The following is a 26,423-nucleotide window of genomic DNA, read 5'->3' as shown; positions in this document are numbered from 1 at the left end:
GGCTCGATTAAATGTCGAACAGGTGAAGCGATGGAAACGAAAGAGCGCGTCCGCATCCTCAAAACCGACGTTCTATCGGACGACTGGTACGTACTCAGAAAGGTCACGTTCGATTTCCTGCGCCGCGACGGCACCTGGCAGCGTCAAAGCCGCGAAACGTACGACCGCGGCAACGGCGCGACCATCCTGCTGCACGACCGGAAGACGGGCAACGTGCTGCTGACGCGCCAGTTCCGCATGCCCGCGTTCGTGAACGGCCATCACGGCATGCTGATCGAGACGCCGGGCGGTTTGCTCGACGATGCGTCGCCGGAAGAGCGCATCCGCGCCGAAGTGGAAGAGGAAACGGGGTATCGCGTGCATCACGTCGAGAAGATTTTCGAGGCGTTCATGAGCCCCGGATCGGTGACGGAGAAGCTCTATTTCTATCTCGGCGATTACGACAGCTCGATGCGCGTGTCGGACGGCGGCGGCGTCGAGGAAGAGGGCGAGGAAATCGAGACGATCGAAGTGCCGCTGCAAACCGCGCTGCAGATGATCGAGCGCGGCGACATCATGGACGGCAAGACGATCATGCTTTTGCAGTACGCGGCGCTGAAGGCGCGTTCGGACGCGTCGATCTAGCCTGTACGGGTTGGCCGGGGATCGAGACTTCCGGCGAATCGCTCCGCGAGTTTCTGAACCTCGAACGCCGTCACGACCCAGTCGATGAACACGCGCGTCTTTGCGGGCAAAAGCGTTCGCGACGGGAAATACATCGAGATTGCGCCCGCATCCGAATACCATCGCGGCGCGAGTCGGACCAATGAGCCATTTTCGAGGTCCGCGAGCACGTCCGCGGTTGCGAGCATGGCGACACCCATGCCGAGCAATGCGGCCCCGCGCATCGCAGACGGATCATTCACGACGAACGACTCCTGCAGGCGCACCGGCTCTTCGCGGCCGGTCACGTCGCGCATGCTCCAATGGCGCACGCGGCCCGATTGCAGGGAACGCATGACGATGCCGCGAAATTCCTGCAGGTCGGCAGGTTCGCGTGGCGGCGTCTTGTCGGCCATGTAGCCCGGCGATGCAACCGCGATCACGTGCGCAGGCGCCAGCGTCCGCGCGACGATCGTCGGCGAAAGGTCGAACCCTCCGCCGATCGCGACGTCGTAGCCCTCCGCGATCAGATCGACCTGCCGGTTCTCGAAGTGCCACTCGGGTTTGATTCGTGGATACCGCTCGAGGAAGCCGGGCAGCAGGGGCAGGATATGCGCCACGCCGAACGTGGGCGCCAGGCTGAGCTTGAGAACGCCCGCAGGTTCGCCGCCGTCACCCGCGATGCCCGCGATGGCGGCCTGAATGCCACTCAGATTGTCCGATATGGCCAGCCGGAAAGATTCCCCGGCTTCGGTCAGAGTCAGCTTGCGAGTCGAGCGATGGAAAAGCCGCACGCCGAGATTGCGCTCGAGCATCGCGACGTTGCGGCTTACCGCCGCTGGCGTCAGAGACAGCCATCGAGCGGCTTCCGAGAAACTTCCGTGCTCCGCGCTGCGGATGAACGATTCGAGATTGGCGAGCGTTTCCATCGCGTAGCCTTCAAGTGAACGTTGAAAGTATAACAAGCTACTTCACACTAAAACTTGAGCCAGAAAACCACCATAGTTGCTTCAACCCAAACACAGCAAGGAGCGAAGCAATGAGCAACGATCTGAAACCCCTCCGCGGCAAGGTAGCGCTGGTCACCGGCGGCTCGCGGTCCATCGGCGCGGCGATCGCGAAGCGGCTTGCGCAATACGGCGCTGCGGTTGGCTTGACGTACAGCGCGTCGCCCGAGCGCGCGGCCGAAGTCGTCGGCGAAATCGAAGCCGGGGACGGCAGGGCGTTTGCGATTCAGGCGGACGCGGGCAATCCGTCGGCGGTGCGTGCGGCAGTGGCTGCGGTGGTCGAAAAGTTCGGCGGCATCGACATTCTCGTGAACAACGCCGGGATGGCGATCAATGCCCCGATCGAGGACTACAGGTTCGAAGACTTCGAGCGGATGCTTGCCGTCAACGTGACCGGCGTCTTCGTCGCGACCCAGGAAGCCGTGCGCCACATGAAGCAGGGCGGACGCGTCATTCACATCGGCTCGTCGATGACGCGGTATGCGGCGTTTCCGACCGCGTCCGTCTACACGCTCACGAAAGGCGCGATCACGGGCTTCAATCGCAGTCTCGTGCGCGATCTCGGTCCGAAGGGCATCACGGTCAACACGGTACATCCCGGACCCACCGACACGGACATGAACCCGGCCGACGGACCCGTCGCCGCGATCGTCGGCCCCGGCATGGCGATCGGTCGCTATGGTCAGCCCGCCGAGATCGCGAGCGTCGTCGCCTATCTCGCGACGCCCGAAGCGGCTTTCATCACGGGCGCGGATATCGTCGCCGACGGCGGCCTGACGGCTTGATTGCCATTAATCGGAATGTCAAAGGAGCATAGTCATGCACAGCATCGGAATCATCGGGGCCGGTAATATCGGTGAAGCAATTGCGACTGCGCTCGCTCGAAAGGGCATCGACGTGACATTGTCGAATAGCCGCGGACCGGACAGCCTCAGGCAACGGGCTTCGGCCATCGGCGCAAGCGTCACGCCAGGCACGCGTGAAGAAGCCGCGTCGAAGGAAATCGTGTTCGTCGCGGTGAACTGGTCGAAGCTGCCTGCCGCGCTCGGTGGCTTGCCCGATTTCGCGGGCCGGATCGTGGTCGATACGAACAATCCAATCGAAGCGCCGTTGTTCAAACCGGTCGACCTCGGCAAGCGCGCGTCGTCGGAAGTATTCACCGATCTGGTGCCTGGCGCGCGCGTCGTCAAGGGCTTCAACCATCTGCAACCCCACTTGCTGACGGGCGATCCCTCCAGCGAAGGCGGTAAGCGTGTACTGTTCTACTCGGGCGACGATGCGGACTCGAAAACCGAAATCGGCGCACTGATAGACCGGCTCGGTTTCTTCGGTATCGACCTCGGTTCACTTGCTGTCGGTGCGCGCCTCGTTCAGTTTCCGGGCGGTCCTTTGCCAGCACTCAATCTGGTTAAGTTCGGCTGAGCGTCGTCGGTCTCCTTTGTTTGGCCTGCAAGAACGTCGAAGCCGGCGCCGGGTCTTCAGACTTGGTCCGGCGTCCTGCTCCAAACCTTCCAACGAGTGAGGATCACCATGCCGTTCGTCACGACCAAAGATAACGTCGAGATTTTCTATAAGGACTGGGGGCCGAAGGACGCGCAACCCATCGTCTTTCATCATGGCTGGCCGCTTTCCTCGGATGACTGGGATGCGCAATTGCTGTTTTTCCTCCAGAAGGGATATCGGGTGGTTGCGCACGACCGGCGCGGGCACGGCCGCTCGTCGCAGGTCTCCGATGGCCACGACATGGACCATTACGCCGCCGACGCCTTCGCGGTCGTCGAAGCGCTGGACCTGAAGAATGCCGTCCACATCGGGCACTCGACGGGCGGCGGCGAAGTCGCGCGATATGTGGCGAAGCACGGCGAGCCGTCGGGACGCGTCGCAAAGGCGGTGCTCGTCAGCGCGGTGCCGCCGCTGATGCTGAAGACCGAAGCCAATCCGGAAGGTCTGCCAGTCGAAGTCTTCGACGGATTCCGCAAGGCGCTGGCCGACAATCGCGCGCAGTTCTTCGTCGATGTTCCGACGGGGCCGTTCTACGGATTCAACCGGTCGGGCGCGACGGTTCATCAGGGCGTCATTCAGAACTGGTGGCGTCAGGGCATGGAGGGCAGCGCGAAGGCGCATTACGAAGGCATCAAGGCGTTTTCGGAGACGGACCAGACCGAAGACCTTAAGTCGATTTCCGTGCCGACGCTCGTGTTGCACGGTGAAGACGACCAGATTGTGCCTATCGCCGACGCGGCCTTGAAGTCCATCAAACTGCTGAAGAACGGTACGTTGAAGACATATCCCGGCTTTTCGCACGGCATGTTGACGATCAACGCGGACATCCTCAACGCCGACCTGCTCGCGTTCGTGCAGTCCTGACCCCGTAAGCGATTGGACGAGCCGGTAGTCATGCCGGCTCGCTTCAATCGACCCTTCTTTCCCGAACTCACCTTTCGAGGGCGAACCATGTTCGCCTTCATCCGCACGCCTATTGTTCGGCCACGCCGTCAACATTGTTCAAGGCGCGGTGCTTTTTCCCAAACCGGGCGCGGCCTAAAGTGGTCGGCTTCAATCCAGCATCAATGTCATCATGCAAATCGATACACCTGCAAATCCAATATCGCTAGAAGAAGGTTCGACGTCGGTGCGTCAATGGCTTGCCGTCATTGCTGTCGCCGTGAGCGCATTTGCGTTCGTGACGGCGGAATTCCTGCCGGTCGGCTTGCTGCCGCAGATTGCACAGGATCTGGGCGTATCGACTGGCGTCGCGGGCCTGATGGTCACGACACCCGGCGTCATGGCGGCGATCTTCGCGCCGACGCTGATCGTCAGTGCGGGCCGCATGGACCGCCGGTACGTCTTCCTGCTTCTCACCGCAGTGCTGCTGATTGCGAACATCGTGTGCGCCGTCTCGACGAGCATGCCGGTCATGCTCATCGGACGCGCGTTGCTCGGCGCCGCGCTGGGCGGCTTCTGGACGCTCGCGACCGCGGCCGCGCCGCGTCTCGTGCAAGCGAAAGATGCCGCCAGAGCGACCGCCACCATTCTGACCGGCGTGACCTGCGCGACGGTCATCGGCGTGCCGCTCGGGACGTTCATCGCCTCGTTTGCGTCGTGGCGTCTGTCGTTCGCAGCCACCGCCGGACTCGTGGCGGTGGCGCTGGTCGCGCAAGCGTTGCTCGTGCCTTCGCTGCCGTCCGCGTCGGCGTTGCGCATCGCCGATTTCAAGACGTTGTTGCGCCGCCCTCACACGCGCATGAGCATGCTGATGGTCGCACTCGTATTCGGCGCGCACTTCTCGACCTATACGTATATCGCGCCGCTGCTCGAACAGGACTTTTCGTTGAGCACGATCACGCTCTTGCTGTTCGGATTCGGGCTCATCGGGTTCTTCTCGAATGCGTTGATGTCGATGGCGGTCTCGAACCACCTCAAGAAGTCTGTCGCCGTTATGGTCTTGTTGCTGCTCGGCGCGCTGTCGTCGATGTTGCTGCTCGAACACTCGACCATCGGCGAGACTGCGGGAATGCTGCTGTGGGGCATCGCGTTCGGCGCGCTGCCGCTGTGTTTCAGCGTGTGGATTCAGCGTGGCACGGCGGACTTGCCGGAAGCAGGTTCGGCAATGTTCGTCAGCATCATCCAGGTCGCGATCGCGGCGGGTTCGGCGGTGGGCGGCGCGATTGTCGACCGTGCGGGCGTACACGCCGACTTCACGCTGGGACTCGGGCTCGCGGTGCTCGGACTGGTGACGCTTCAGCGCCTCGCCGCACTGGAACGGCCAGCAAGGAACGCGTCGTTCAAGCAAGCGTGCGACGCGTCACTGGACTGACGCGTGACGACCGATGCGCAAGGTCACGACGAGACAAAGCGCAAGCAGAACGCCGACATACGCCGTGACCGCAGGCCACGCGCCGTGTTGCCAGAACGAACCGCCCACCGAGCCCAGCACGCTCGATCCGACGTAATACGCCAGCAGATAAAGCGACGCCGCGTGACCCTTGGCGGAACCGGCCAGTTGCCCGACCCATCCGCTGGCTACCGAGTGAGTCACGAAGAAGCCAATCGTGATGAGCACGATGCCGGCGACAACCGCGACGATCGAAACGAAAAGCGTCAGTACGACGCCCACGGCGAACAGCAGAACCCCGCTGACCAGCACCGGCGCGCGCCCGAGCCGGTCGGCAAGCGCGCCCGCGCTCGACGACGACACCATGCCGAACAGGTAGGCGCCGAAGATCAGACCGCACTCCGTCGCACTCAGGTTGAACGGCGGCGCCATGAGCCGGAACGCGGCGTAGTTGTAGATCGTGACGAATGCGCCCATCACGAGAAAGCCGATTGCGAAGACGAACGGCAGGCGAGCGTGCAGCAGTTGTGCGCGCCACAGCAGGAGATGATGTCGAAGCGTCAGATCGGTGCGCTTGATAAAGCGGCGTGATGGCGGGAGCAACAGCACGAACGCGACGGCTGCAAGCAGGTCGACGAGACCGATCGTCATCATCGCCGTTCGCCAGGAAAAGTATTCTTCCAGCGCGCTCATGCCGATGCGGCCGATCATGCCGCCGAAGGCAGTCCCGCCGACGTACAGGCCCATCGAGAAGCCCAGTCCCTCAGCCGCGATTTCTTCGGCGAGATACGCCATGGCGACGGCCGGGACGCCGCCAAGCGCGAATCCCTCAAGCGCGCGCCACGTCAGCATCCAGTGCCAGTTCGGCGCGCTCGCGGCAAGCATGTTGAACAGCGCCGCAAGGGTCATCGATGCAAACATCAGTCCGCGTCGCCCGACACGTTCGGACAACGCGCCCGCGCAAAGGATGGACAGCGCGAGGAATCCCGTCGAAAGCGACAGTGAAAGCGAACTCGCCGCCGCACCGATATTGAACTCGCGCGCAAAGGCGGGAAGCAACGGCTGAACACAATAGAGAAGCGAGAACGTCGAAAAACCGGCGAGGAAAAGCGCGACCGCAATGCGCCGATACGCCGCCGAACTCGGCAAAACGCCGATTGGCAGAGTGGGGCGTTGCGGTGACGCGACCGGTGAGAATGAGGGCGAAGACATTGTGCGTGCTCGGCTAATCGGGAACAGACTCATTCTTGCCAAAATGGATTCATATGTCCAATATATGAAACCATGCAGAGCGATACGTTTTAGCACTGGCTCGAACGTGACTGAAGGAGATCGAATCGATGGAGCTTCGGCATCTACGCTACTTTCTGGCAGTGGCCGAGTCGGCGAATTTCACGAGGGCGGCCGAAGTTCTCGGGATAGGCCAGCCGCCGCTCAGTCAACAGATCAAGGCGCTCGAAAAGGAACTCGACGTCGAGTTGTTCAAGCGCACGGCGCGTGGCGCGGACCTGACCGAGGCGGGGCGCGTCTTCGCCGACGAAGCTCGACGCGTACTGGCGGATGCCGAACGCGCCGCGCGCGCGGCAAAACGTGCTGCACGCGGCGAAACCGGGCACCTGCGCGTAGGTTTCACCGGCACCGCGGCGTTCAACGAACACGTATCGGGCCTGATTCGCGAATTTCGCGAAGCGTATCCCGATGCCGAACTGACCTTGCATGAAGCGGCCTCCGGCGTCCTTCTGAGCGGCCTAGAAGCGGGGCAGCTCGACGTCGCGATCGTTCGGCCGGAAAGGCGCATCGCCGACGTTCTGCAGCAGAAAGACTGGCAAGAAGAGCCTATGCTGGTCGCGTTACCGGTCGCTCATCAGCTTGCGTCCCGCAAACGGATCGGGCTTGCGGAACTCGCCGACGAAGCCTTTGTGCAAGTGCCGCGCGAAGCCGGCGGTGCGTTATTCGACGATATCGTTGCGGCATGCGCCGAAGCGGGTTTCGAACCGCGACTGGCCCAGCGCGCGCCGCAGATGGCATCGGCCGTTACGCTCGTCGCGGCGGGGCTTGGCATATCCATCGTGCCAAAAGCCATCACGCAGGTGCGCGTGCCGGGCGTCGTCTATAAGCCGCTTGTGGCGCGGGGACTTCGCGCCCGACTTGCGGTGGCTTCGCGGCGCGATGATTCATCGGCCGTGGTACGCAACTTCCTTGCTCTCGCCTGGAAATGAGTCCGACCGTGCGATGCCGAAAAAGAGCGAGCGAAAAGACGGCCTATAATTACGGCACTATTCCCTCAAGCCGGTCGACACAGCATCGGCGACAGATTCCCAAAGCTATGGCATATCAGAGCATCGAACTCGCTCAACTGCGCGCGCAGCAGGAAGCATTGGATAAACAACTGGCTGATGCCAAAGAGCGCGAGACGCGCCAGGTGATGATCGAGATCGTGCAGAAGATGCGCGAGTACGGCATCTCCATCAACGAACTGATGGGCCGGAAGTCCGGCGCTGAGCCGGATGAACCCTCCGCGAAATACCGCGACCCCGCGAGCGGCTCGACATGGAGCGGCCGCGGGCGCGCGCCTGCATGGATCGTCGGCAAGGATCGCGACGCATTCCTGGCCGACAAGGGAGCCGCAGCGCGGGCAATGGTGCAGGCGGCGCTGTTTCCCGAAGGACATTGAATCCTCGGGCAACGGCGACGTTGCTCACGCGCACAGCGGATGGAGAAGCGGCTTCGCAATCCGCAGGTAATCGGCTGAATCGAGAACCATCGATCGGTCAAGCCGGCCGGCGTTGAAAGCAATCTCTTCGAAGTCACTGACCAGCGCCGGATCGACGATCAGTCTGATCGATGGCGAAAGCGAGAACGGCGGAATGGCGCCGATCGCGCATCCTGTCTCGCGTTGCGCTTCATCGGGTGAGGCGAGCGTGGCTTTTCTGATTCCCGCCGCTGCCGCCACTTTCCTGAAATCCAGCTTCCTGTCGCCGGGAAGGATGGCGAGGACCAGCGCCTGATCGTCGGCTTTGCTCTTGCAGAGCATGGCCTTCGCACCTTGCCCCGGCGCCGTTCCACGCATGGCGGCGACCACGTCGCACCGCCCTTCGGCAGGATGCTCGAGCACGCGAAAGCGGGCTTGTTCGCGCTCGAGCAATGCGATCAGATTCTCGAATACGGTCGACATGGCGTTCACCCCGCCGTCAGCGCGCAGAACCGTTCGAGGTCGACATTGCCGCCGCTCAGGATCACGCCCACGCGCTTGCCTTTGAGCGCATCCTTCAGATTCAGCGCGGCAGCCAGTCCGAGGCATCCGGTCGGTTCCACGAGCATCTTCATTCGTGAGGCGAAGAACTTCATCGCGTTCACGAGGTCCGTGTCCGTGGCGGTGAGGATGTCATCGGCGTCGCGTCTGATGATGCCGAACGTGTAATTGCCGAGATGCTGCGTCTGCGCGCCGTCCGCGATGGTCTTCGGTGTGTCGATGTGCACGATTTCGCCGCTTCTGAAGGACTGCTGCCCGTCGTTGCCGGCTTCCGGTTCGACGCCATAGAGCACGCATTGCGGCGCGAGCGCGCGCGTCGAGAGCGCCGTTCCGGACAGAAGTCCGCCACCGCCCAACGGCACGAACAAATAGTCCAGCGCGCCGACTTCCTCGAACAGTTCTTTCGCGGCGGTGCCCTGTCCCGACAGGATGTCCGGGTGGTCATACGGCGGTATCAGCGTGAGTCCCTTTTCTTCGGCGAGACGGCGGCCGATTGCCTCGCGGTCCTCGGTGTAGCGGTCGAACGAAACGACCGTCGCGCCGTAGCCCTTCGTTGCTGCGACCTTGCTGGCAGGCGCATCGTGCGGCATCACGATGGTGGCCGGAATGCCGAGAATCTTCGCGGACAGCGCAATGCCCTGAGCGTGATTGCCGGAAGAGAACGCGACCACGCCAGCCTTGCGCTGCGCGGGTGAAAACTTCGAGAGCGCATTGAATGCGCCGCGAAACTTGAACGCGCCCATGCGCTGGAAGTTCTCGCACTTGAAGAAAACTTCGGCGCCGATGATGTCGTTCAGCGTGCGCGATGTCTGAACCGGCGTGCGATGCGCGACGCCCGCGATGCGGGAGGCGGCGGCTTCGACGTCGGCGTAGGTCGGAAGCTCGGGAGTGTTCATGGCAAACGTTCCAGGGTGAAATCGGCGGTTCTGAAAATTATGTCCAAAATTGGACAAAAAATCAAGAAGTCGCTGCGCGAGCGTATCGACAAGTTCGCGATCAGCCTCGCGGCCACACCGCAGGCGCTACGCACGGATCAACGCAGAGCGCTGATGCAGACGCTGAAGGACGAGGGGTTTCTGGAGCTGCGCCGGTCCATGGAGACGGTCGCGCAGCATTTGCGCGTATCGCGCGCGACCGTGTACAACGACGCCAACTAAGTTCAATCGAGCAAGGCGACAGATTTGACCTGAGCCCAGACTTGCTGGCCCTTCTTGAGATCGAGCGTCTTCCTGGACCTTTCCGTTATGCGTGCGAGGAGCGGCGTCTTCCCCAAGCGGAGTTGTACGAGGACGTGACCTGCGGGATCGGTGGATACGATGTCCGTCACGACGCCCGGCAACAGATTGAGGATGCTCGTTGCAGCGGGTTTCTCCAGCGCGACACTGACATCGCGCGCATGCACACGACAACGCAGCCGCCGGCCGATCGCTTCCGGCCGCATGGCGACATAGACGCTTCCGCCGGCGAAATCCAGTCGCGTGAGGTGATCATCGTCATGGGCGCCGACGACCGTTTCGAGCACGACGCCGGCATCATCGGCAAAGGCTTGCGGCAGATCCGCGCGGGCCAGCGTCTCCGTCAGCGGGCCGCTGGCGACGGCCTTGCCTGCGTCGAGCAGCACGAGATGATCGGCCAGTCGCGCCACTTCATCCGGCGAATGGCTGACATAGATGATGGGAATCGACAGTTCGTCGTGCAGCCGCTCGAGATAGGGAAGGATTTCTTGCTTCCGTTTGAGGTCGAGGGCGGCGAGCGGCTCGTCCATGAGCAGCAACCGGGGCGCGGTCAGCAAAGCCCGCGCGATGGCAACGCGCTGACGTTCCCCGCCTGACAGGCCAGCGGGCCGGCGCTTCAGCAGGCCGCCGATCCCGAGAAGTTCGACGACGTCCGACGGCTTGAAGCGCCGCTCCGAATCCGGGATGCGCTTGTGGCCGAAATTCAGATTGCCATGCACGTCGAGATGTTCGAACAGGCTCGCTTCCTGAAAGACATAGCCTAGCGAGCGCCGATACGTCGGTACGAAGATGTCGCGGGCATCGTCCTGCCAGACGACATCGCCGAGTCCGATATAGCCGTTCGGAGCACGCTCGAGTCCGGCGATGGCGCGAAGCAGCGTCGTCTTTCCCGAGCCGGAATGACCGAAGAGCGCGGTGACGCCGCGATCCGGCAGTTCGAGATCGACGTCGAGCCGGAACGCTCCCCGATCGATGCAGACCGTCGCGCGAATATGGCTCATCCTGCGCGGCCTCGCACGGTCTGAGGACTCAACGTGTACAGCAGCAGCAGGACGACAAAGCTGAACAGCACCATGCATCCCGCGAGCCAGTGGCTGGCGGTGTATTCCATCGCTTCGACGTGGTCGAAAAGCTGCACCGAGACTACGCGCGTCTTGTTCGGAATGTTGCCGCCGATCATCAGCACGACGCCAAACTCGCCGACGGTGTGAGCGAACGCCAGGATCGAGCCGGACAGGAAGCCCGGTTTGGCCAACGGAACCGCGACCGACCAGAAAGTTTCCCAAGGGCTGGCGCGAAGGGTCGCGGCGACCTCGAGCGGACGGTCACCGATAGCTTCGAACGCGCCCTGTACCGGTTGAACCATGAACGGAAACGAATAGAAAACGGATGCGATGACGAGGCCTGGAAAGGTGAAGGGCAAAACGCCGAGGCCCAACGATTCCGTCAGCTTGCCGACCGGCCCGTTCGGTCCCAGCGTCAACAGGAGATAGAAACCCAGGACCGTGGGCGGGAGCACGAGCGGCAGCGCGACCACCGCCGCGAACGCCCCTTTGAGCCGCGAGCGCGTGCGTGCGAGCCACCAGGCAACCGGAGTGCCGAAAACGAGGAGGAGAACGGTGACGACGCTTGCCAGCTTGAGCGTCAGCAGAATGGCCGCGAAGTCGTTTGAATCCATATGTTTTCTGGTTGCACGGGTGGCCGCAGGGGCACGAGATTATCGCGGCCACACCATTTCCGTAACCGGATTTACAGCTGATAGCCGTAGGACTTGATCACCGCGGCGGCCTTCGGACCCTTCAGGTATTCGATGAACTGCTTCGCGACCGGATTGTCCTTGCCCTTGCTCAGGATCACGGCGTCCTGCCTGATCGGCTCATGCAGGTCAGCGGGCACGATCCACGCGGAGCCGCTCGTGATCTTGCCGTCCTTGTAGATCTGCGACAGCGCGACGAAACCGAGCTCGGCATTTCCCGTCGCGACGAACTGCTGCGTCTGCGAGATGTTCTGTCCTTCGACGACCTTCGGCTTGATCTCCGTCGCCAGGCCGAGCTTGTCGAGCGTCTGATATGCGGCGAGTCCATAGGGCGCGGCCTTCGGATTCGCAATTGCGATGTGCTTGAAGTCATTCTTCTTCAGCACGTCACCCTTGTCGTCGACGTAACCGTCTTTCGCGGACCACAGCGCGAGCGCGCCGGTCGCGTAGGTGAAGCGGCTGCCGGCAACGGTCGCGCCTTCGCCGTCGAGCTTGGCGGGCGTGGAGTCGTCGGCGGCGAGGAACACTTCGAACGGCGCGCCGTTCTTGATCTGCGCGTAGAACTGGCCCGTCGCCCCGAAGGAAGCGACGACCTTGTTGCCCGTATCCTTTTCGAAATCGGCGGCGATCGCCTGCACGGGCGCCGTGAAGTTCGCCGCGACCGCCACCTGCACCTCACCGGCGAGCGCCGACGTTGCGGCAATGCCCGCGGCTAATGGAACGAAGGCGGAAAGCAAAGCGCGCAAAATACGAATCTTCACGTAAAGCTCCTTGAATCGAGTTGACTTTCTGTTTATGGATCGACTTCGGATGGCACGCTGGACGACCGCGAGCGTGTGGCCGTGCGGCTCGGCGAGCACCGTAATATATACGACTATATTACGTCCGCGTGTTGCCGCTCGGTGACATGCCGGACATAGGTCTCATCGGATGATTGTTCCTTTGCCGATTTGTGAGTCATACTCAAACATTCGAGTTGACCTCGATGACGCTTTTCGTAGACACTGATCCATCAAAGGCAAGCTGTCAGTCTGAATAAATTGAGCAACGCTCAATTCAGGCGCATCAGGAGACGACACCATGACCGACGCAGCGAATCTGCAACGCCTGAAGCTCGGCATCGAAGGACACGTCGCGCGCGTGACGCTCGATCGCCCCGACGTGCGCAACGCTTTCGACGACGCGACCATCGTCGAGCTGACCGCCGCCTTCCGCGCGCTCGACGACGACGCCAACGTGCGCGTCGTCATCCTCGCCGCGAGCGGCCCGGCCTTCTGCGCGGGCGCGGACCTGAACTGGATGAAACGCATGGCGGGCTATTCGGAAGCGGAAAATCGTGCCGATGCACTCGGCCTCGCGACGATGCTCAACACGATCTACGCGTGCTCGAAGCCCGTGATCGCGCGGGTGCAGGGCGATGCCTATGCGGGTGGCATGGGCCTCGTCGCGGTATGCGATATCGCGGTCGCGGCGCAGACGGCACACTTCTGTCTCTCCGAAGCGAAGCTCGGCCTGATGCCCGCGACGATCGCGCCGTACGTGATCCGCGCAATGGGCGCGCGCGCGGCGCATCGCTATTTCGTGTCGGCGGAGCGCTTCGATGCCGCCGAAGCGCTGCGGCTCGGCTTCGTGCATGAAGCCGTCGCCGCCGATCAACTCGATGCGCGCGTCGACGCGATCGCCGCGAGCATCGCCGCGAACAGTCCGAACGGCGTGCGCGAGTGCAAGAAGCTCGTCGCGGATTTCGCGGGCAAGGACATCGACGAATCCTTGATCGCGGAGACCGCCGAGCGTATCGCGCGCATCCGGGCATCGGACGAAGGGCGCGAGGGCGTGCGCAGTTTCCTCGAGAAGCGCAAGCCGTCCTGGCTCGGCTGAGCGGAGATACCGACGTGATTACGCTGCACCATTGTGTGAGCGCGCGTTCGTTCCGGCCGCTGTGGGCGCTGGAAGAGATCGGCGTGCCGTACGAACTGAAGATGCTGCCGTTTCCGCCGCGCGTGCTCGCTCACGCGTTCAAGGAAGTGAACCCGCTCGGCACGATTCCGCTGCTGGAGGACGGCGCGCTCCTGATGACCGAATCGGCGGCGATCTGCCAGTATCTGGCGGCGCGCCATTCGCCGGGCGTGCTCGACGTCGCGCCGCACGAAGCCGATTTCGGCCGCTATCTCAATTTCGTGCATTTCGGCGAAGCGACGCTCACCTTTCCGCAAACCCTCGTCCTGCGCTATACGCATCTGGAGCCGCCGGAGCGTCGGCAGCCGCAAATCGTCGACGACTACGCGCGCTGGTTTCACGCGCGCCTGCGCACGCTCGCGCCGCTGCTGGCCGCGCAGCCGTTTCTGTGCGCAGGGCGCTTCACGGCGGCAGACATTTCCGTCGGCTATGCGTTGATGCTCGCGGAGCTGATCGATCTGAACGAGCGCTTCGCACCGTCGATCGCCGATTACTGGAGCCGCCTGCGCGAGCGCGACGGCTTCATTCGCGCGATGCGCGCCCAGGAGGCCGCGGCGCTCGCCCAGAACGTGCCGACCATTCCCTCGCCGAAACTGCGTCCGTAGTTACCCTCCTTCAAGTCCCCCCGTCCGTAGGGCTGTGCGAAGCGCCGCGCAGCCGTACTCTTCACATCACGCGCTGACGTTCACGCGCGCCGATTCCGAGAGATCTTCTTGACGAGGTTGGCAATGGCTGTCATTTCCTGGTTCCTGTCCGTGGTTGTCGCGCTGCTTGCGACGGCCACCATCGCGATGGCGCTGCCGCGCTCCGCCTCCGACGAGTTGAGCGCCACCGCGCCGCAGTCGGTTTTCAGTATCGAGATGAATCGCGTCGACGCGATGCTCGCGTCCTGCGTGCCGAAGGGCGATTGAGTCCGGCGGCGCGCACGGGGCGCATTGTCGGGCGTCGGATGTAAGTGTTGTCGAATCAATGCGTTGCAGTAGTACCCAGAACGATATCCACAGCCTTGTGCACGGAAACTGTGGAAAAGTCCGCGGCTCGCAATGCACGAGCCTGCGAAGAAACCCCAAGCCTTGCGCGCGGGGCGCGTCGGGAGACCAACCCAAACGACAAGACCGAAGCTCCGTGCGGATGCCGTGCCTCGACGGGGAGGCGAATTCCGTTATATTCGAGCGCTGATGCGCGCCCGACGGGCCGCACCGCACGGAGACCTTCGACGGATGAGCAAACACGAGATCGCCGCAGACGACTACGACGAATTCCGCTCGGGCATCGTGGATGTGCTCGAGAGCGCGCGGCGCGCCGCCGCACGGAGCGTCAATGCGATCATGACGGCGTCGTATTGGGAAATCGGGCGACGGATCGTCGAATCGGAGCAGGGCGGGGCGCATCGGGCGGTCTACGGGGACACGCTGATCGCGCGGCTGGCCAGCGATCTCACGAGCCGTTTCGGCAGGGGATTCGGCAAGGCGAACCTCGCCAATATGCGCGCGTTCTATCAGCAATGGCCGCAAGAAACGATTTTCCAGACAGCGTCTGGAAAGTCCCCGATGGCTTCGCCAATACTCCAGACGGCGTCTGGAGAATCCGCACCCTCCTTGCCGTCCGCTAGCGCCGACGTACGACTGGCGTCACTCGCCGCCCGCTTCGCGCTGCCGTGGTCGGCCTACGTGCGTCTGCTCTCCGTAAAGAGCGACGCGGCGCGCACTTTCTATGAAACCGAAGCGTTGCGCGAAGGCTGGTCGGTCCGTCAGCTCGACCGGCAAGTGAACAGCCAGCTCTATGAGCGTCTTGCGTTGTCGCGCAACAAGGCCGCGCTGCTGGAAAAGGCCGCCGAGCATGCTCCCGACGATGCGATCACGCCCGAGCAAGCGATCAAGGACCCGTTCGTCCTCGAATTCCTCGACATCAAGGACGAATATTCCGAATCGGATCTGGAGGAAGCGCTGATCCGGCGCCTCGCGGATTTTCTGCTGGAACTCGGCGACGACTTCGCGTTCATCGGACGACAGAGACGGTTGCGCATCGACGACACCTGGTTTCGCGTCGATCTGCTGTTTTTCCATCGACGGCTGAAGTGCCTCGTTGTCGTCGATCTGAAAGTTGGCCGGTTCAGCTACGCGGACGCAGGTCAGATGCATCTCTATCTGAATTACGCGCGCGAACACTGGATGAAACCGGGCGAAAACCCGCCGGTCGGGCTGATTCTGTGCGCGGGAAAGGGCAGTGCGGAGGCGCGCTATGCGCTCGACAATCTGCCGAACAAGATACTGGCGGCGGAATATCAGACGGTGCTCCCCGACGAGCGGCTGATCGCGGACGAACTGGAACGATCGCGCAAGTCGCTGGATGCGCGGCGCGGCAACGCGGGCTAATGCAGGGGCAAAAAAAAGCCCGCTTCAGATGAGCGGGCTTGAATCCACATCGGTTGAGACATGGAGGAGACAGGTGTAAGTATAAACCCTTAAGTCTCCACGTCAACACCTAAAACAAAAAAAATCGCAATCGGGTTTGTACCGCAGCAAATTTGCAACATATTTACAACATTGGTCGCGGTCACTGCTTGCCGAGGCTGTGGTAATACGCCGCCAGATTGGCGATGTCCGCGTCCGACAAGGTTTTCGCCATCATCGACATCATCTCGTTCTTGCGCTCGCCCGAGCGGAAATCGTTGAGCGCCTTCACGAGATATTCTTCCGTCTGACCGGCGAGATTGGGCGCTTCCGGCAGTTTCGACATGCCATCGATCCCGTGACACGCCGCGCATTGCGCCACTTTCGCGCGCCCGGCCTTGATGTCGCCCGCGCCGAACGACGCGTGCGACACCGCCGCCAGAATGCTGGCCAGCACCGCCGCCGTCAGCGCTTGCTTCATTTGGCCCCCGTGTAGGAAATGCGATAGATCGCCCCCGCGTAGTCGTCGGAGACGAGGAGCGAGCCGTCCTGCAGCACCTGCACGTCGACGGGGCGGCCCATGTATTCGCCGTTCGACGTGAGCCAGCCTTCCGCGAAGACTTCCGCCTCGCCTGCGGTGCCGTCGTCCTTGATCGGGATGTACATGATGCGCGCGCCGATCGGCGTCGTGCGATTCCACGAACCATGCTCCGCATCGAAGATGCCGCCCTGATATTTCTGCGGGAACATCTTGCCGTTGTAGAACGACATGCCGAGGTCGGCGGCGTGCGCGGCGAATTCGACCTGTGGGAACACGACGCCCGCCGGCGGATTCTGATCCTTGTAGTCGACCGTGCGGACCTTGCCACCGCCGTACCACGGGAAGCCGAAGTTCTCGCCGGCTTTCGTCGCGTGATTCAGCTCGCCGGGCGGAATGTCGTCGCCCATGCCATCGACCTGGTTATCCGTAAACCAGAGCGTCTTGTCCTTCGGATTGAAATCGAGGCCGACCGAATTGCGCACGCCGTGTGCATAGACTTCGCGGTTCTTGCCGTCCTGATCCATGCGGATGATGCCGGCGAGCCCGTTCTTGTCGAGATCGGCGAGCTTGTCCTTCGGCGGCACGTTCCAAGGCTGGCCGAGCGCAATGTACAGCTTCTTGTCCGGTCCGACGCGGCAAGCGCGCGCGCCGTGGTTGAAGCTCTCGAACGCGGCCGGAATGAGCTTGCCCTGCGGCACGACGACCGCCGCCGCCACGTCCGGGCCGCCTTCACCGAAGAACTGCGCGGCAGGGAAGCCCAGCACGCGATTCTGCTCGACGACATACAGCACGCCGTCGGGCGAGAAACACACGCCATTGGGCACTTTGAACGTCACCGACGACGCGAACTGCACGACGTCGCTCGCGACGCGCTGCTTGGTGCGATCGGTCACCTGCCACACGCGATTCTTGCGCGTGCCGACGAACACGACGCCCGTCGATGGCTCGATCGCCATGTGCCGCGCCTCCGGCACGACCGCGTACAACTCGATCTTGAAGCCCGGCGGCAGCTTGATCTGCTCGAGGTTCTTGCGTAGCGCGTCGGCGGTCGGTCCGGCTTGCGGGATCTTTTCCGCCGGTACGGCGTTGCCGGTCTGACGAAAATTGGAAAGCGTATTGACATTGTCCTGCGCCGCGTTCGCATACGGCAGGCAGGCGAACATCGCACCGACGGCCAACGGCAAAAGCTTGAGCGTTGCGTTCATCTGGTTTGTCTCCTGTTGTTATCGACCGGAGCGCGCGCGTGGGCGCGTCCGATCCCATGCAAAGCAAGACTGCTCTTCGGAAATTGCACTGAACAACACACGACTACTTTCGCCGAAGCGCGCGGCCCGGAAAGCAACCGGCGTGAACGCCACGACGCTGCCTGCAGTCAACAATCTTAGGATAGAAAACGCTTTTGTAAGCAGTGGATGACTAACTTTCGCGGCCGCGCATCCGTTCGTGCGGCATCTATTTCCGCCCGTCGAAGAGAAACACGTTCGAACGGTCCGGGCTAGGCAACGCGACCAGGAGGCGCGGGCCGTCGAGCACGGCGTTACCGGTCACGGTGGCGTCGGGAATCGGGCAGGGCGCGGGGCCGAACGTCACCGAAACGTCGTACGCGTTCGCGCCTTCGTGCGGCGCCACTGTGCCCTTGAAGATGCAGCCGGATGTCGTTGTGCCGGCCAGATAGCCGTCGCCGGCGACGGTGATGCGCGTCTGCGTCGTGCCGCCGAGCGCCATGCCGCGCCCGCTGTAGAGGCCGCCCGCATTGGCGCGGCTCGGCGCGATATCGAGCATCGACGCGGCGTTGCCGGAAAACGCGAGGCCCGCGCTGCCGTCCTTGTTCGCGACGGTTGCATCGACGGCGGGCGCCTGCGCGAAGTTCGCGCTGAACGCGGCGGGCGACGCAGGCGCCTTGCCCACGCGATAGTCGAACGCCGAATTGCTGGTGAAGCGCCCGTCGCCCGACTGCGCGCCATTGGTCGCGACCGCGACGCCTGCGAGACCCGTGCCGCCCGCGCCTCCATAGAAAAGATACGCGGTGCCGTTGAAGAGCATCAACAGCGTGGCTTCGGCCGTGCTGCCTTTGAGTGAGCCTTTATAGACGCCGCCGGAAGGCAGGGTCGTGGCGGTGGCGCCGGGTGGCGGGGCGGAATTGGAGCCGTCGGTGGAACAAGCAGCGAGAGCGATGGCGCAAACCACGATGGAAATCGCGTTTCTTGTCATTCAGAACTCCGGTCGCGAGCGATGAGAGTTCTGTATAAGCGCTTCAATCATGCAGGTCAAGCACGCCGCGCGTCCTCATTCACGCCTCATTCAGCGTCTTTACGATGCTTTTCATGGCGCCGCGATACACGAACGCGGGCCGATTCCAACAAGGCATCGTCCGATCTGAGGAGAAAAAATGAACAAGTCGACTATCGCGGTCTGCGCACTGGCCGTCGCCTGCACAGTGGGAATGAGCGGGTGCGCGTCGATGGGCAGTTCCGCCGACGTCTACAACAGCATGCAGACCCAGCACGAAGAGACCGTCCGCATGGCGACCGTCGAGAGCGTGCGCGGCGTGACGATCGAAAACAACAACGGGCAGTCGAGCCCGTTGGGCGCGCTCGGCGGCGGCCTGCTCGGCGCGGTTGCGGGCAGCGCGGTCGGGAGCGGGCACGGCTCGCTGCTCGCCGGTGTGATCGGCGGCATTGCGGGCGCGGTCGCGGGCGATCAGGTCCAGGATCATCTCGAACGGCAGAAGGGCCTCGAAATCACCGTGCGCCTCGACAATGGCGATCTGCGCGCAATCACTCAAGCCGCCGATGGTCAGATGTTCTACGCCGGCCAGCGCGTGCGTCTGCTGTCGAGCGGCGGCATCACGCGGGTGACAGCCTGAAGGCACTTCGCCGCGACGCTCGACGATGAGCGTCGCGCAGCGCTTCGGCGCGTCGATGATGCGTAGTTTCGCGGCAGGCGGCGCTAGTCCCGACGATAAATCGATGCCCGCACGCCGCTCTTCGCCCGCCCCCAGATTTCCTCGTCCGTAAGCGTCGTCTCGATCAGTTCGACGGGCGCTTCGCCGTCTCGAATGACCGCGACGCGAAAGCCATCGATCGGTTCGTAAGGGCCGAGCAGAACTGTCCTGCCTTCGATCGCCTTCGCCAGATCGCTTACCTTGAACGCCGCGTGCGGCGCCACGCGCATCAGCTCGGGCAGCGAACTGCCTTCCTCGAAGCGGTGATACTGCACGCGCATGAGTCCGCACTCGGCATCGCTCGTATACATGCGGAACTGCGCGCTGTAGCGTTCGCCTTCGCGCGGCTCGTGCGTCGGGATGCCCAGGTGATGGAACTCGAAGGTGACGCCGTCTCGGGTGAACATCGGGTGCTCCAGCGGTGTTCGGTTCAGTATGCGCCGGCTATCGGCAGGAGCAGATAGGGCAGGAGGTCTTCGTAGCGCATCGGTTCGGGCGAGGCGGTTGCGTCGGCGGTCGCGCTATCGGGCGTTGCGGCGCGCTCCGTGTCCCCGGCGATCAGCGATGCGGCGGCGATGGGCGTCGGTTCGATCTTCATCTTTCCCTCCTCTCGTGCAGCGTGTGAGGGAAGTCTGATCGGGGAAAATTAGCCGATCGTGAGGATGCGTTTCAGCGGCCAGCCGCGCACGAGACCTCCTGAATCACGCGTCCCCATTGAGCCAGTTTTCGACGCTCACACCGGGATAGTTCTCGAAATCCTTGACGTTGTTCGTCACGATCGGCACGCCCAGCGCGACCGCGTGAGCGGCGATCAGCTTGTCCAGCGCGCCCCGGTTGCGCTCCGGCGAAGCGTGGCGGATCGGACCATAGGCGGCCGCAGCGTCCTCCCCGAACGGCGCGACCTCGATCAACTCGACGAGCGACGCCAGATTGGCGCGCTCGCGTTCCGGCCGCGCGCTCATCGCGACGCCGAATTGCAGTTCGGCGTACGTGATCGACGACATGACCACGTCGCCGACGTAGCATTGCGCAAAGCGCCGGGCGACCTGTTCGGGCTGGTGCTTCATCAGATAGATGCACATGTTGGTGTCGAGAAGATAGCGCGGCATCAGAAGAACTCCCGATCGTCCTGTTCCGGCTCGTTGCGTCCCGACGCCATGAAATCGGAATCGAAGCGTTTGAAGCGGTCGAGCGCACCGGCGAGCGAGCGTCGCACCGGATGAATGCGTAGTTCGTCGCCCACGCGTTCGATCTCGACTTCGGTCTCCGTGTCCGGATAGGCGAGTTCGGCGGGAATGCGGATGGCTTGTGAGTTGCCGTTGCGGAAAATTCGGGTGATGGGCATGATGACTTCCTGTGTGTACCTACGTGTGTACTCTAGCAGAAGTCCATTGGAAGCGGCGAGATTCAGCATGCGTTTTCTCCTAATTGCAGAATGTCAGGGTTCCTTACGGGTTACAGGCTCATGGTGCCTGTCCGGACGGGGTCGAAATAGCTGGCCGAATGGCTAACGCTCACGTCTCGTCGAAACGCCGGATCATCATCTTCGGCGCGTTCGATCGCCACAATTTCGGCGACATGCTGTTCGCGCATGTCGTCGTGCGATTGCTTGCGGAGCGTTCGGCGGACATCGAACCGGTGTTCGCGGGATGCGCGCAGCGCGACTTGCGCGCGTATGGCGGTCATGCGGTCGCCGCTTTGTCGGCGCACGGGCGAGACGAGCCGGTCGCCCTGATCCATGCGGGCGGCGAACTGCTGACGTGCGACGCGTGGGAAGCCGCCGTCATGCTGACGAAGCCCGAGGACGCTCAAGCCTGCATCGCCCGATACGGCGCTCACGCCGACGCCCGAAACGCATGGGCGCGCGCCGCGCTCGGAACGTACGCGCTGGCGCCTTACGTGATCGGCCGCGAGACGTTTCCACACGCGCAGTCGATCTGCTTCAACGCGATCGGCGGCGCGGCGCTGGATTCACGTGATGCCGCCCTGCGCGAAGAGGTGCTCACCAAACTGCGAACCGCCGACTTCATCAGCGTGAGAGACACACAAACACAAGCCACGCTGAAGCGCGCGGGAATCGACGCTCCAATCGTCCCCGATCCGGCGACGCTGACCGCCGAACTCTTCGACGCGCGCATCCGGACGCATGACGATGCCCGTCGCGGCTATCTCGCCGTCCAGTTCAGCGCGGATTTCGGCGACGACACCACGCTCTCGCGCATCGGGCAGCAACTGGATCGGCTGGGAGAATCGACCGGCCTCGGCATCGCGCTGTTCCGCGCGGGCGCGGCGCCATGGCACGACGACATCGCGGTCTACGAGCGCATGGCCGCGCGCATGCGCCACGCAACGGTGCGGATCGTCGGTTCGCTGAACATCTGGGACATCTGCGCGCTGATCGCGAACAGCGCGGGATTCGCGGGCAGCAGTCTGCACGGCCGGATCGTCGCGATGGCGTATGGTTTGCCGCGCGTGACGCTCCAGCACGCGGATTCGGTCAAGCAGCACGCGTATGTGTCGACGTGGGAGATCGCGGGCGCGCCGGGCGTCGTGTCCATCGGCGAATTGCACGCGGCGATGCGCGAAGCGCTGGCGATGAATCGCGCCGCGCTGCACGAAACCGCGCGGGCGCTCGCGCAAGCGTATCGCGCCGGATTCGAGCCGATTGCCCGATCCGCGCTTCGGTCATGAAGCCGCGAACGTCAGATAAGCCTTGACCGCCGGCGCCCGCTCGAAACGCCGATACACCATCGCCACTTCCGAAGGCACCGCCTTGCCCGCGATCTCCCGATACGCCACGCCCGGCACCGTCACGCACTGCGCGAGCGAGCGCGGCACGACGGCGACATCGCCGCCCAGCGAAACGTGCGCCAGCACGTCCGCGAGCGTGCCCGGCTGCGCGACGACGCGCGCCGTGAAGCGCCCGCGCCGGGCCACGTCGAGCGTGCCTGATTCCTGCTCCGGCACGACGAACGACTGATCGCGCAACTGCGTCGGCGCGATGACTTCCGACGCCGCCAGCGGCGAATCGGCGGGCAGCGCGACGATGAAGTCATCGCGATGCACCGTGCGCGCCTCGACGCCTTCGGGATACGGCACCGGCGGCCGCACATAAGCGATGTCGATGCGCCCTTCCATCAGCAGCGCGCCGGCCTCGCGCATCACGATTTCCTCGATGCCGATTTCCACCAGCGGATGACCCGCCCGAAAGCCGCGCACGGTCGCCTGCAGCACGCCCGAATACACCGCCGACCCGACATAGCCGATGACGATCTTCCCCAGTTCCCCACGCTCCGCGAGCGCCGCGCGTTCGGCTGCGCGCGCCAGATGATCGAGCGCGCTGACCGCTTCGCCGAGATAGGCCTCACCGGCGGCCGTCAGCGCAACCGAACGCTTGGTCCGATGAAACAGCCGCACGCCGAGCAGCCGCTCCGCTTCCTGAATCTGCTTGGTGAGCGCGGGCGGCGCGATGCCGAGTTCTTCCGCCGCGCGCGCGAAATGCAGATGCCGGGCGACGCTCAGAAAACAGCGCACGTGACGCAATTCGACGGGCATGTCCGTATTCCATATTTCGATAATTATTCAGCGATTCTATGTCAATGACGAGAAAGAGCGACGCCGCTAGCATCGACCAATCCGTTTCATCTTTCGCCGCGACGTCATGCCAAAGATCATCGATACATCCGAATCTCCCCGCTTCGTGCTGCTCACCGCGTCCGCGACGTGCGCGTTGATCACGCTCGACACCAACGTCGTCGCGGTGGCGCTGCCGTCCATCGCGCGCGATTTCCACGCCGGTTTCGCCGATGTCGAATGGGTCGTGAGCGCGTACATGGTCGCGTTTGCCGCGTGCCTGCTGCCCGCGGGCGCGCTCGCCGACCGCATCGGACGCAAGAGGATGCTGATCGCGGGCCTCGCCGCGTTCCTGCTCGCGTCGCTCGGGTGCGGGCTCGCGCCGTCGGCGCTGGCGTTGAATATCGCGCGCGCGGCGAAGGGCGTCGGGGCGGCGATGCTGCTGACATCGGCGCTCGCGATCATCGCCAACACCTTCCACGAAGGCGCGGCGCGCGCCCGCGCGTGGGCCGTGTGGGGCACGTGCATGGGCGTATCGACGACCATCGCGCCGCTCGTCGGCGGCGTCATCACGCAATGGGCCGGCTGGCGCTGGATCTTCCTGATGAACCTGCCGATCTGCGCGCTGCTCGCCGCGTGCGCCTGGCGCGGCATGCGCGAGTCGCGCAATCCCGAAGCGGGCGCGATCGATCTGGCGGGCAGCGTGCTGTTCGCCGCGTCGCTCGCGCTCGGCATCTGGGCGCTGATCGACGCCCAGGCCGACGGCTGGTCGGACTGGCGTACCATCGCGCGTCTGGCGGCGAGCGCGGCGCTCTTCGTCGTGTTCGTGCGCGTGCAGCGTTCACGCGCCCACGCGATGATCGATCTCGCGCTGTTTCGCCAGCCGCGCTTCGTCGCCGCCGTGCTCGCGATGTTCGGCTACGCCGCCTGCGCGCAGGTGATGATGACGTTCCTGCCGCTCTATCTGCAAAACGCGTTCGGTCTGCCGGCGGTGCGTGCGGGTATCGGCATGTTGCCGTTCGCCGTGGCGATGGTCGTCGGGCCGCATATCGGCGCGGCGCTGGGCAAACGCGTGCGGGGCATGACGCTGCTCACGCTCGGCCTCGCGACCATCGGCGTGGGCAATCTGCTGACGGCGCTGTTCGCGGGGATGTCGAATTACGCGCTGATCGCGCTCGGCATGATCGTCACGGGCCTCGGCGCCGGCGTGCTCAACGGCGACACGCAAAAAGCGATCATGGCGTGCGTGCCGACGAACCGCACCGGCATGGCTTCGGGCATCAGCACGACGACGCGCTTCACGGCGATCGTCACTTCGGTAGGCGTGCTGGGCGCGGTGCTGGCGACGCGCACGCACGTCGCGCTGACCGCGCACGCGTCGAGCCTGACCGATCCCGCCACCGTGCTCGATGCGACCTTCCTTTCGCGTCTGCTGGCCGGCGATCTCGCCCACGCGGGCGAAAGCCTGAGCGGGCCGGCAGGCGCGGCGATCGTGCGGATCGCGCGCGACAGCTTCGCCAGCGGTTTCGCGGCGTCGCTCGGCGTGGCGGGCGCGTGCGCGCTGACGATCGCGGCAGCGGTCTGGCTGCTCGCGGGCCGCACGCAAAGCGAAAGCGGCGTGAATGCATCGGGAAAGGCTGGCTCGGCATTGGCTGAATAGCGGGGTCTCGAGCTTCCGGGCGGATATCGGCCAAAGGTAGGATGGCGGCTTCGCCCGACGCCACGCAGATCCAGTCCAGATGAATAGCATTGCGAAACTCTTCAAGGTCGAAACGATCAATTCCAGCCGCACGGTGTTCGAGTTCATTCGGGCGCTCTGGCATCTGCGCTCGCTGCTCGTCATGTTGCTGATCGTGTTCTTCGCACTCTGCACAGCGATGTTCTGCCTTGGCGCGCCCGTCGACAGCGCCACGCGCGCGCCTGCATCCTTCGGCGAGACGCTCTATTTCTGCGGCGTGACCGCGCTCACCATCGGCTATGGCGATGTGGTCGCGACGACCGCCGTCGGGCGCGCATTGTCGATCTTGCTCGGCTTGTACGGCGTGCTCGTCACCGGCGTGACCACGGCGGTCGCCGTTTTCGCCGTCCAGCGCGCAGCCGGCCGCGCTGCCTGAGTCTTCCCCGAAGCGCTTCTTCTAAATCGATACAGCGGGTATACGCCTATTGGTGCATATCGCCACCGCCGATTACTGTATCGATACACTAAATCGATACAGTCCGCAGCGCGACGCGCGGCATCCAGGAGACACACCATGCATTTGATTTCCCGGCGACGCTTCCTTCAGACGGCCTCGGCGGCCTCGCTCGCGGCGGTCGGCGGCGGTTTGCCCACCTTCGCGAGCGCGCAGCCGGCGGTCACGTTGCGGCTTTCATCGTCGATGCCCGCCAACGAGAACGCCGCGCACTACGTCTGGTATCAGAATCTCGCGGCCAACCTGAAGGCGAGCGTCGGCGACCAGATTCGCATCGACTATTTCCCGAACAGCCAGCTCGGCAAGGAAAGCGATGTCGTGCAGCAGGTCAAGGTCGGCGCGGTCGACATGATGGTCACCGGCTCGTCGATCTGGGCGACCGTGCTGCCCGAGCTCGGCATGCTGGATCTCGGCTATGTGTTCGACAACTTCGATCACGTCGGCCGCGCGATGGACGGCAGCGTCGGCAAGTCCTTCGACGAGCTGCTGCAAAAGCGCGCGGGCTGTTCGGTGCTGACGTGGGGCTACTCGTTCGGCGCGCGCAACGTGTTCACGAAGAAGCCCGCGCATTCGCTCGCGGATATCAAGGGCGTCAAGCTGCGCGTGCTGCCGACGCCGGCCTTCATGGACACCTTCCGGCTGATGGGCGCGGTGCCGACGCCGATTCCCATCGGCGAGCTGTACATGGCCGCGCAGACAGGCGTGGTCGACGGCTTCGAGCACGATTGCGCGACCGTGCTCGCGAGCAAGTACGACGAAGTGGTGAAGTCGTGCTGGCAGACGAACCACGTGTTCAGCCCGCTCGTCGTCGTGATGGGCCGCCGCGCGCTCGCGAAGATTCCGGAGAACCTGCGCCCCGCGTTCCAGAAGGCCGCGCAGGACGCGACCGCGAAGCAGCGCATCGCCGCGATCCAGACCGCCGCGAGCGCCGAGCAGGAACTGAAGAAGCGCGGCATGACCTTCTTCCCGATGTCGCCGGCCGATCGCGACACCGCCCGCCGCGAGATGCAGTCGCAGTTGTACGCGAGCTTCTCGAAGCAATATCCGGCGACCGCGCCGCTCTTCACGGCCATCGCCGCCGCACGAGGCTAAGACC

At 63.7% G+C, this 26,423-nt stretch carries 31 protein-coding genes and 1 pseudogene; 17 read left to right on the top strand and 15 right to left on the bottom strand.

Annotated features, from left to right (window positions below):
• The first annotated feature begins 30 nt into the window (after positions 1 to 30).
• Positions 31 to 624 (top strand): NUDIX domain-containing protein, encoded by a 594-nt coding sequence (locus tag BTHE68_RS32470; protein ID WP_162070366.1) that lies wholly within the window; start codon positions 31 to 33, stop codon positions 622 to 624.
• Here BTHE68_RS32470 and BTHE68_RS32465 read toward each other — a convergent pair.
• Entirely contained in the window at positions 621 to 1,571 is a 951-nt protein-coding gene (locus BTHE68_RS32465; protein ID WP_162070365.1) for a LysR family transcriptional regulator, read from the bottom strand. The genes BTHE68_RS32470 and BTHE68_RS32465 overlap by 4 nt on opposite strands.
• Before the next feature lie 110 nt (positions 1,572 to 1,681).
• Here BTHE68_RS32465 and BTHE68_RS32460 point away from each other — a divergent pair, with 110 nt between their 5' ends.
• The 4 genes from BTHE68_RS32460 to BTHE68_RS32445 all read left to right on the top strand — a co-directional run bounded on the left by BTHE68_RS32460 (position 1,682) and on the right by BTHE68_RS32445 (position 5,466).
• Positions 1,682 to 2,434, top strand: a complete 753-nt coding sequence (locus tag BTHE68_RS32460; protein WP_162070364.1) for a 3-oxoacyl-ACP reductase family protein — start codon at positions 1,682 to 1,684, stop codon at positions 2,432 to 2,434.
• Between the two features lie 34 nt (positions 2,435 to 2,468).
• The gene (locus BTHE68_RS32455) at positions 2,469 to 3,071 is read left to right on the top strand and encodes an NADPH-dependent F420 reductase (RefSeq protein WP_162070363.1); all 603 of its coding nucleotides are present in this window, start codon (positions 2,469 to 2,471) and stop codon (positions 3,069 to 3,071) included.
• Between the two features lie 108 nt (positions 3,072 to 3,179).
• Complete coding sequence (locus BTHE68_RS32450; RefSeq protein WP_162070362.1) at positions 3,180 to 4,016, top strand: alpha/beta fold hydrolase; 837 nt, start codon at positions 3,180 to 3,182, stop codon at positions 4,014 to 4,016.
• Positions 4,017 to 4,227: 211 nt separating this feature from the next.
• A complete protein-coding gene (locus tag BTHE68_RS32445) occupies positions 4,228 to 5,466 on the top strand; it encodes an MFS transporter (protein ID WP_162070361.1) in 1,239 nt (412 codons plus the stop codon).
• Here BTHE68_RS32445 and BTHE68_RS32440 read toward each other — a convergent pair.
• On the bottom strand, positions 5,455 to 6,696 hold the full coding sequence (locus BTHE68_RS32440; protein ID WP_197919763.1) for an MFS transporter: 1,242 nt from the start codon (positions 6,694 to 6,696) through the stop codon (positions 5,455 to 5,457). The two genes, BTHE68_RS32445 and BTHE68_RS32440, sit on opposite strands and share 12 nt — an antisense overlap.
• 128 nt (positions 6,697 to 6,824) lie before the next feature.
• Between BTHE68_RS32440 and BTHE68_RS32435 the strand changes: the two genes are divergently transcribed.
• Complete coding sequence (locus BTHE68_RS32435; protein WP_162070359.1) at positions 6,825 to 7,703, top strand: LysR family transcriptional regulator; 879 nt, start codon at positions 6,825 to 6,827, stop codon at positions 7,701 to 7,703.
• Positions 7,704 to 7,810: 107 nt separating this feature from the next.
• Complete coding sequence (locus BTHE68_RS32430; RefSeq protein ID WP_162070953.1) at positions 7,811 to 8,158, top strand: H-NS histone family protein; 348 nt, start codon at positions 7,811 to 7,813, stop codon at positions 8,156 to 8,158.
• Between the two features lie 24 nt (positions 8,159 to 8,182).
• Here the strand turns inward: BTHE68_RS32430 and BTHE68_RS32425 are convergent, their stop codons facing one another.
• Positions 8,183 to 8,659: a YbaK/prolyl-tRNA synthetase associated domain-containing protein gene (locus BTHE68_RS32425; protein ID WP_162070952.1), complete on the bottom strand. Its 477-nt coding sequence runs from the start codon at positions 8,657 to 8,659 to the stop codon at positions 8,183 to 8,185.
• Between the two features lie 5 nt (positions 8,660 to 8,664).
• Complete coding sequence (locus BTHE68_RS32420) at positions 8,665 to 9,633, bottom strand: threo-3-hydroxy-L-aspartate ammonia-lyase (protein ID WP_162070358.1); 969 nt, start codon at positions 9,631 to 9,633, stop codon at positions 8,665 to 8,667.
• 69 nt (positions 9,634 to 9,702) lie between these two features.
• Here BTHE68_RS32420 and BTHE68_RS37070 point away from each other — a divergent pair.
• A pseudogene (locus BTHE68_RS37070) lies at positions 9,703 to 9,894 on the top strand (helix-turn-helix domain-containing protein); the annotation flags it as partial.
• 2 nt (positions 9,895 to 9,896) lie between these two features.
• Here BTHE68_RS37070 and modC read toward each other — a convergent pair.
• From modC to modA, 3 genes are all read right to left on the bottom strand, one after another.
• The gene (gene modC / locus BTHE68_RS32410) at positions 9,897 to 10,973 is read right to left on the bottom strand and encodes a molybdenum ABC transporter ATP-binding protein (protein WP_162070356.1); all 1,077 of its coding nucleotides are present in this window, start codon (positions 10,971 to 10,973) and stop codon (positions 9,897 to 9,899) included.
• The gene (gene modB, locus BTHE68_RS32405; protein ID WP_162070355.1) at positions 10,970 to 11,650 is read right to left on the bottom strand and encodes a molybdate ABC transporter permease subunit; all 681 of its coding nucleotides are present in this window, start codon (positions 11,648 to 11,650) and stop codon (positions 10,970 to 10,972) included. Before modB ends, modC begins: the two co-directional genes overlap by 4 nt.
• Positions 11,651 to 11,721: 71 nt before the next feature.
• Entirely contained in the window at positions 11,722 to 12,489 is a 768-nt protein-coding gene (modA, locus tag BTHE68_RS32400) for a molybdate ABC transporter substrate-binding protein (RefSeq protein ID WP_502710613.1), read from the bottom strand.
• A gap of 319 nt (positions 12,490 to 12,808) precedes the next feature.
• On the opposite strand from modA, the gene BTHE68_RS32395 reads away from it, so the two are divergent.
• The 4 genes from BTHE68_RS32395 to BTHE68_RS32380 all read left to right on the top strand — a co-directional run bounded on the left by BTHE68_RS32395 (position 12,809) and on the right by BTHE68_RS32380 (position 16,059).
• A complete protein-coding gene (locus BTHE68_RS32395; protein WP_162070354.1) occupies positions 12,809 to 13,606 on the top strand; it encodes an enoyl-CoA hydratase/isomerase family protein in 798 nt (265 codons plus the stop codon).
• 14 nt (positions 13,607 to 13,620) lie between these two features.
• Positions 13,621 to 14,289, top strand: a complete 669-nt coding sequence (locus BTHE68_RS32390) for a glutathione S-transferase family protein (protein WP_162070353.1) — start codon at positions 13,621 to 13,623, stop codon at positions 14,287 to 14,289.
• A 123-nt stretch (positions 14,290 to 14,412) separates the two neighbouring features.
• The gene (locus tag BTHE68_RS32385; RefSeq protein ID WP_162070352.1) at positions 14,413 to 14,595 is read left to right on the top strand and encodes a hypothetical protein; all 183 of its coding nucleotides are present in this window, start codon (positions 14,413 to 14,415) and stop codon (positions 14,593 to 14,595) included.
• A 309-nt stretch (positions 14,596 to 14,904) separates the two neighbouring features.
• On the top strand, positions 14,905 to 16,059 hold the full coding sequence (locus BTHE68_RS32380; RefSeq protein WP_162070351.1) for a PDDEXK nuclease domain-containing protein: 1,155 nt from the start codon (positions 14,905 to 14,907) through the stop codon (positions 16,057 to 16,059).
• 181 nt (positions 16,060 to 16,240) lie between these two features.
• Here BTHE68_RS32380 and BTHE68_RS32375 read toward each other — a convergent pair whose 3' ends face one another.
• The 3 genes from BTHE68_RS32375 to BTHE68_RS32365 form a co-directional block, all read right to left on the bottom strand.
• Positions 16,241 to 16,558, bottom strand: coding sequence for a c-type cytochrome (locus BTHE68_RS32375; protein WP_162070350.1), 318 nt, complete (start codon positions 16,556 to 16,558; stop codon positions 16,241 to 16,243).
• Complete coding sequence (locus BTHE68_RS32370; protein WP_162070349.1) at positions 16,555 to 17,823, bottom strand: PQQ-dependent sugar dehydrogenase; 1,269 nt, start codon at positions 17,821 to 17,823, stop codon at positions 16,555 to 16,557. Before BTHE68_RS32370 ends, BTHE68_RS32375 begins: the two co-directional genes overlap by 4 nt.
• Positions 17,824 to 18,070: 247 nt before the next feature.
• Positions 18,071 to 18,829, bottom strand: a complete 759-nt coding sequence (locus tag BTHE68_RS32365) for a hypothetical protein (RefSeq protein ID WP_162070348.1) — start codon at positions 18,827 to 18,829, stop codon at positions 18,071 to 18,073.
• Positions 18,830 to 19,007: 178 nt separating this feature from the next.
• Between BTHE68_RS32365 and BTHE68_RS32360 the strand changes: the two genes are divergently transcribed.
• Positions 19,008 to 19,484 (top strand): outer membrane lipoprotein, encoded by a 477-nt coding sequence (locus BTHE68_RS32360; RefSeq protein ID WP_162070347.1) that lies wholly within the window; start codon positions 19,008 to 19,010, stop codon positions 19,482 to 19,484.
• A gap of 83 nt (positions 19,485 to 19,567) precedes the next feature.
• Here the strand turns inward: BTHE68_RS32360 and BTHE68_RS32355 are convergent, their stop codons facing one another.
• The 4 genes from BTHE68_RS32355 to vapB form a co-directional block, all read right to left on the bottom strand.
• Entirely contained in the window at positions 19,568 to 19,969 is a 402-nt protein-coding gene (locus BTHE68_RS32355; protein ID WP_162070346.1) for a hypothetical protein, read from the bottom strand.
• 23 nt (positions 19,970 to 19,992) lie between these two features.
• The gene (locus BTHE68_RS36680) at positions 19,993 to 20,160 is read right to left on the bottom strand and encodes a hypothetical protein (protein WP_174258139.1); all 168 of its coding nucleotides are present in this window, start codon (positions 20,158 to 20,160) and stop codon (positions 19,993 to 19,995) included.
• A 103-nt stretch (positions 20,161 to 20,263) separates the two neighbouring features.
• Entirely contained in the window at positions 20,264 to 20,671 is a 408-nt protein-coding gene (locus BTHE68_RS32350) for a type II toxin-antitoxin system VapC family toxin (protein ID WP_162070345.1), read from the bottom strand.
• The gene (gene vapB, locus BTHE68_RS32345; protein ID WP_061177632.1) at positions 20,671 to 20,907 is read right to left on the bottom strand and encodes a type II toxin-antitoxin system VapB family antitoxin; all 237 of its coding nucleotides are present in this window, start codon (positions 20,905 to 20,907) and stop codon (positions 20,671 to 20,673) included. The genes BTHE68_RS32350 and vapB overlap by 1 nt, the downstream gene beginning before the upstream one ends.
• Before the next feature lie 158 nt (positions 20,908 to 21,065).
• Here vapB and BTHE68_RS32340 point away from each other — a divergent pair, with 158 nt between their 5' ends.
• Entirely contained in the window at positions 21,066 to 22,253 is a 1,188-nt protein-coding gene (locus BTHE68_RS32340; protein ID WP_162070344.1) for a polysaccharide pyruvyl transferase family protein, read from the top strand.
• Here the strand turns inward: BTHE68_RS32340 and BTHE68_RS32335 are convergent.
• Positions 22,248 to 23,117: a LysR family transcriptional regulator gene (locus tag BTHE68_RS32335; protein ID WP_162070343.1), complete on the bottom strand. Its 870-nt coding sequence runs from the start codon at positions 23,115 to 23,117 to the stop codon at positions 22,248 to 22,250. The two genes, BTHE68_RS32340 and BTHE68_RS32335, sit on opposite strands and share 6 nt — an antisense overlap.
• Positions 23,118 to 23,223: 106 nt before the next feature.
• Here BTHE68_RS32335 and BTHE68_RS32330 point away from each other — a divergent pair, with 106 nt between their 5' ends.
• The 3 genes from BTHE68_RS32330 to BTHE68_RS32320 all read left to right on the top strand — a co-directional run bounded on the left by BTHE68_RS32330 (position 23,224) and on the right by BTHE68_RS32320 (position 26,419).
• Entirely contained in the window at positions 23,224 to 24,795 is a 1,572-nt protein-coding gene (locus BTHE68_RS32330; RefSeq protein ID WP_162070342.1) for an MFS transporter, read from the top strand.
• A 79-nt stretch (positions 24,796 to 24,874) separates the two neighbouring features.
• Positions 24,875 to 25,249 (top strand): potassium channel family protein, encoded by a 375-nt coding sequence (locus tag BTHE68_RS32325; RefSeq protein WP_162070341.1) that lies wholly within the window; start codon positions 24,875 to 24,877, stop codon positions 25,247 to 25,249.
• Positions 25,250 to 25,387: 138 nt separating this feature from the next.
• Positions 25,388 to 26,419, top strand: coding sequence for a TRAP transporter substrate-binding protein (locus BTHE68_RS32320; protein ID WP_162070340.1), 1,032 nt, complete (start codon positions 25,388 to 25,390; stop codon positions 26,417 to 26,419).
• The last annotated feature ends 4 nt before the right edge of the window (positions 26,420 to 26,423 follow it).

The organism is Burkholderia sp. THE68 (assembly GCF_009938265.1).
In the GTDB taxonomy this organism is placed as follows: Bacteria; Pseudomonadota; Gammaproteobacteria; order Burkholderiales; family Burkholderiaceae; genus Caballeronia.
The sequence above is the reverse complement of the archived record's forward strand: the minus strand, read 5'-3'. Positions and strand labels throughout refer to the sequence as shown.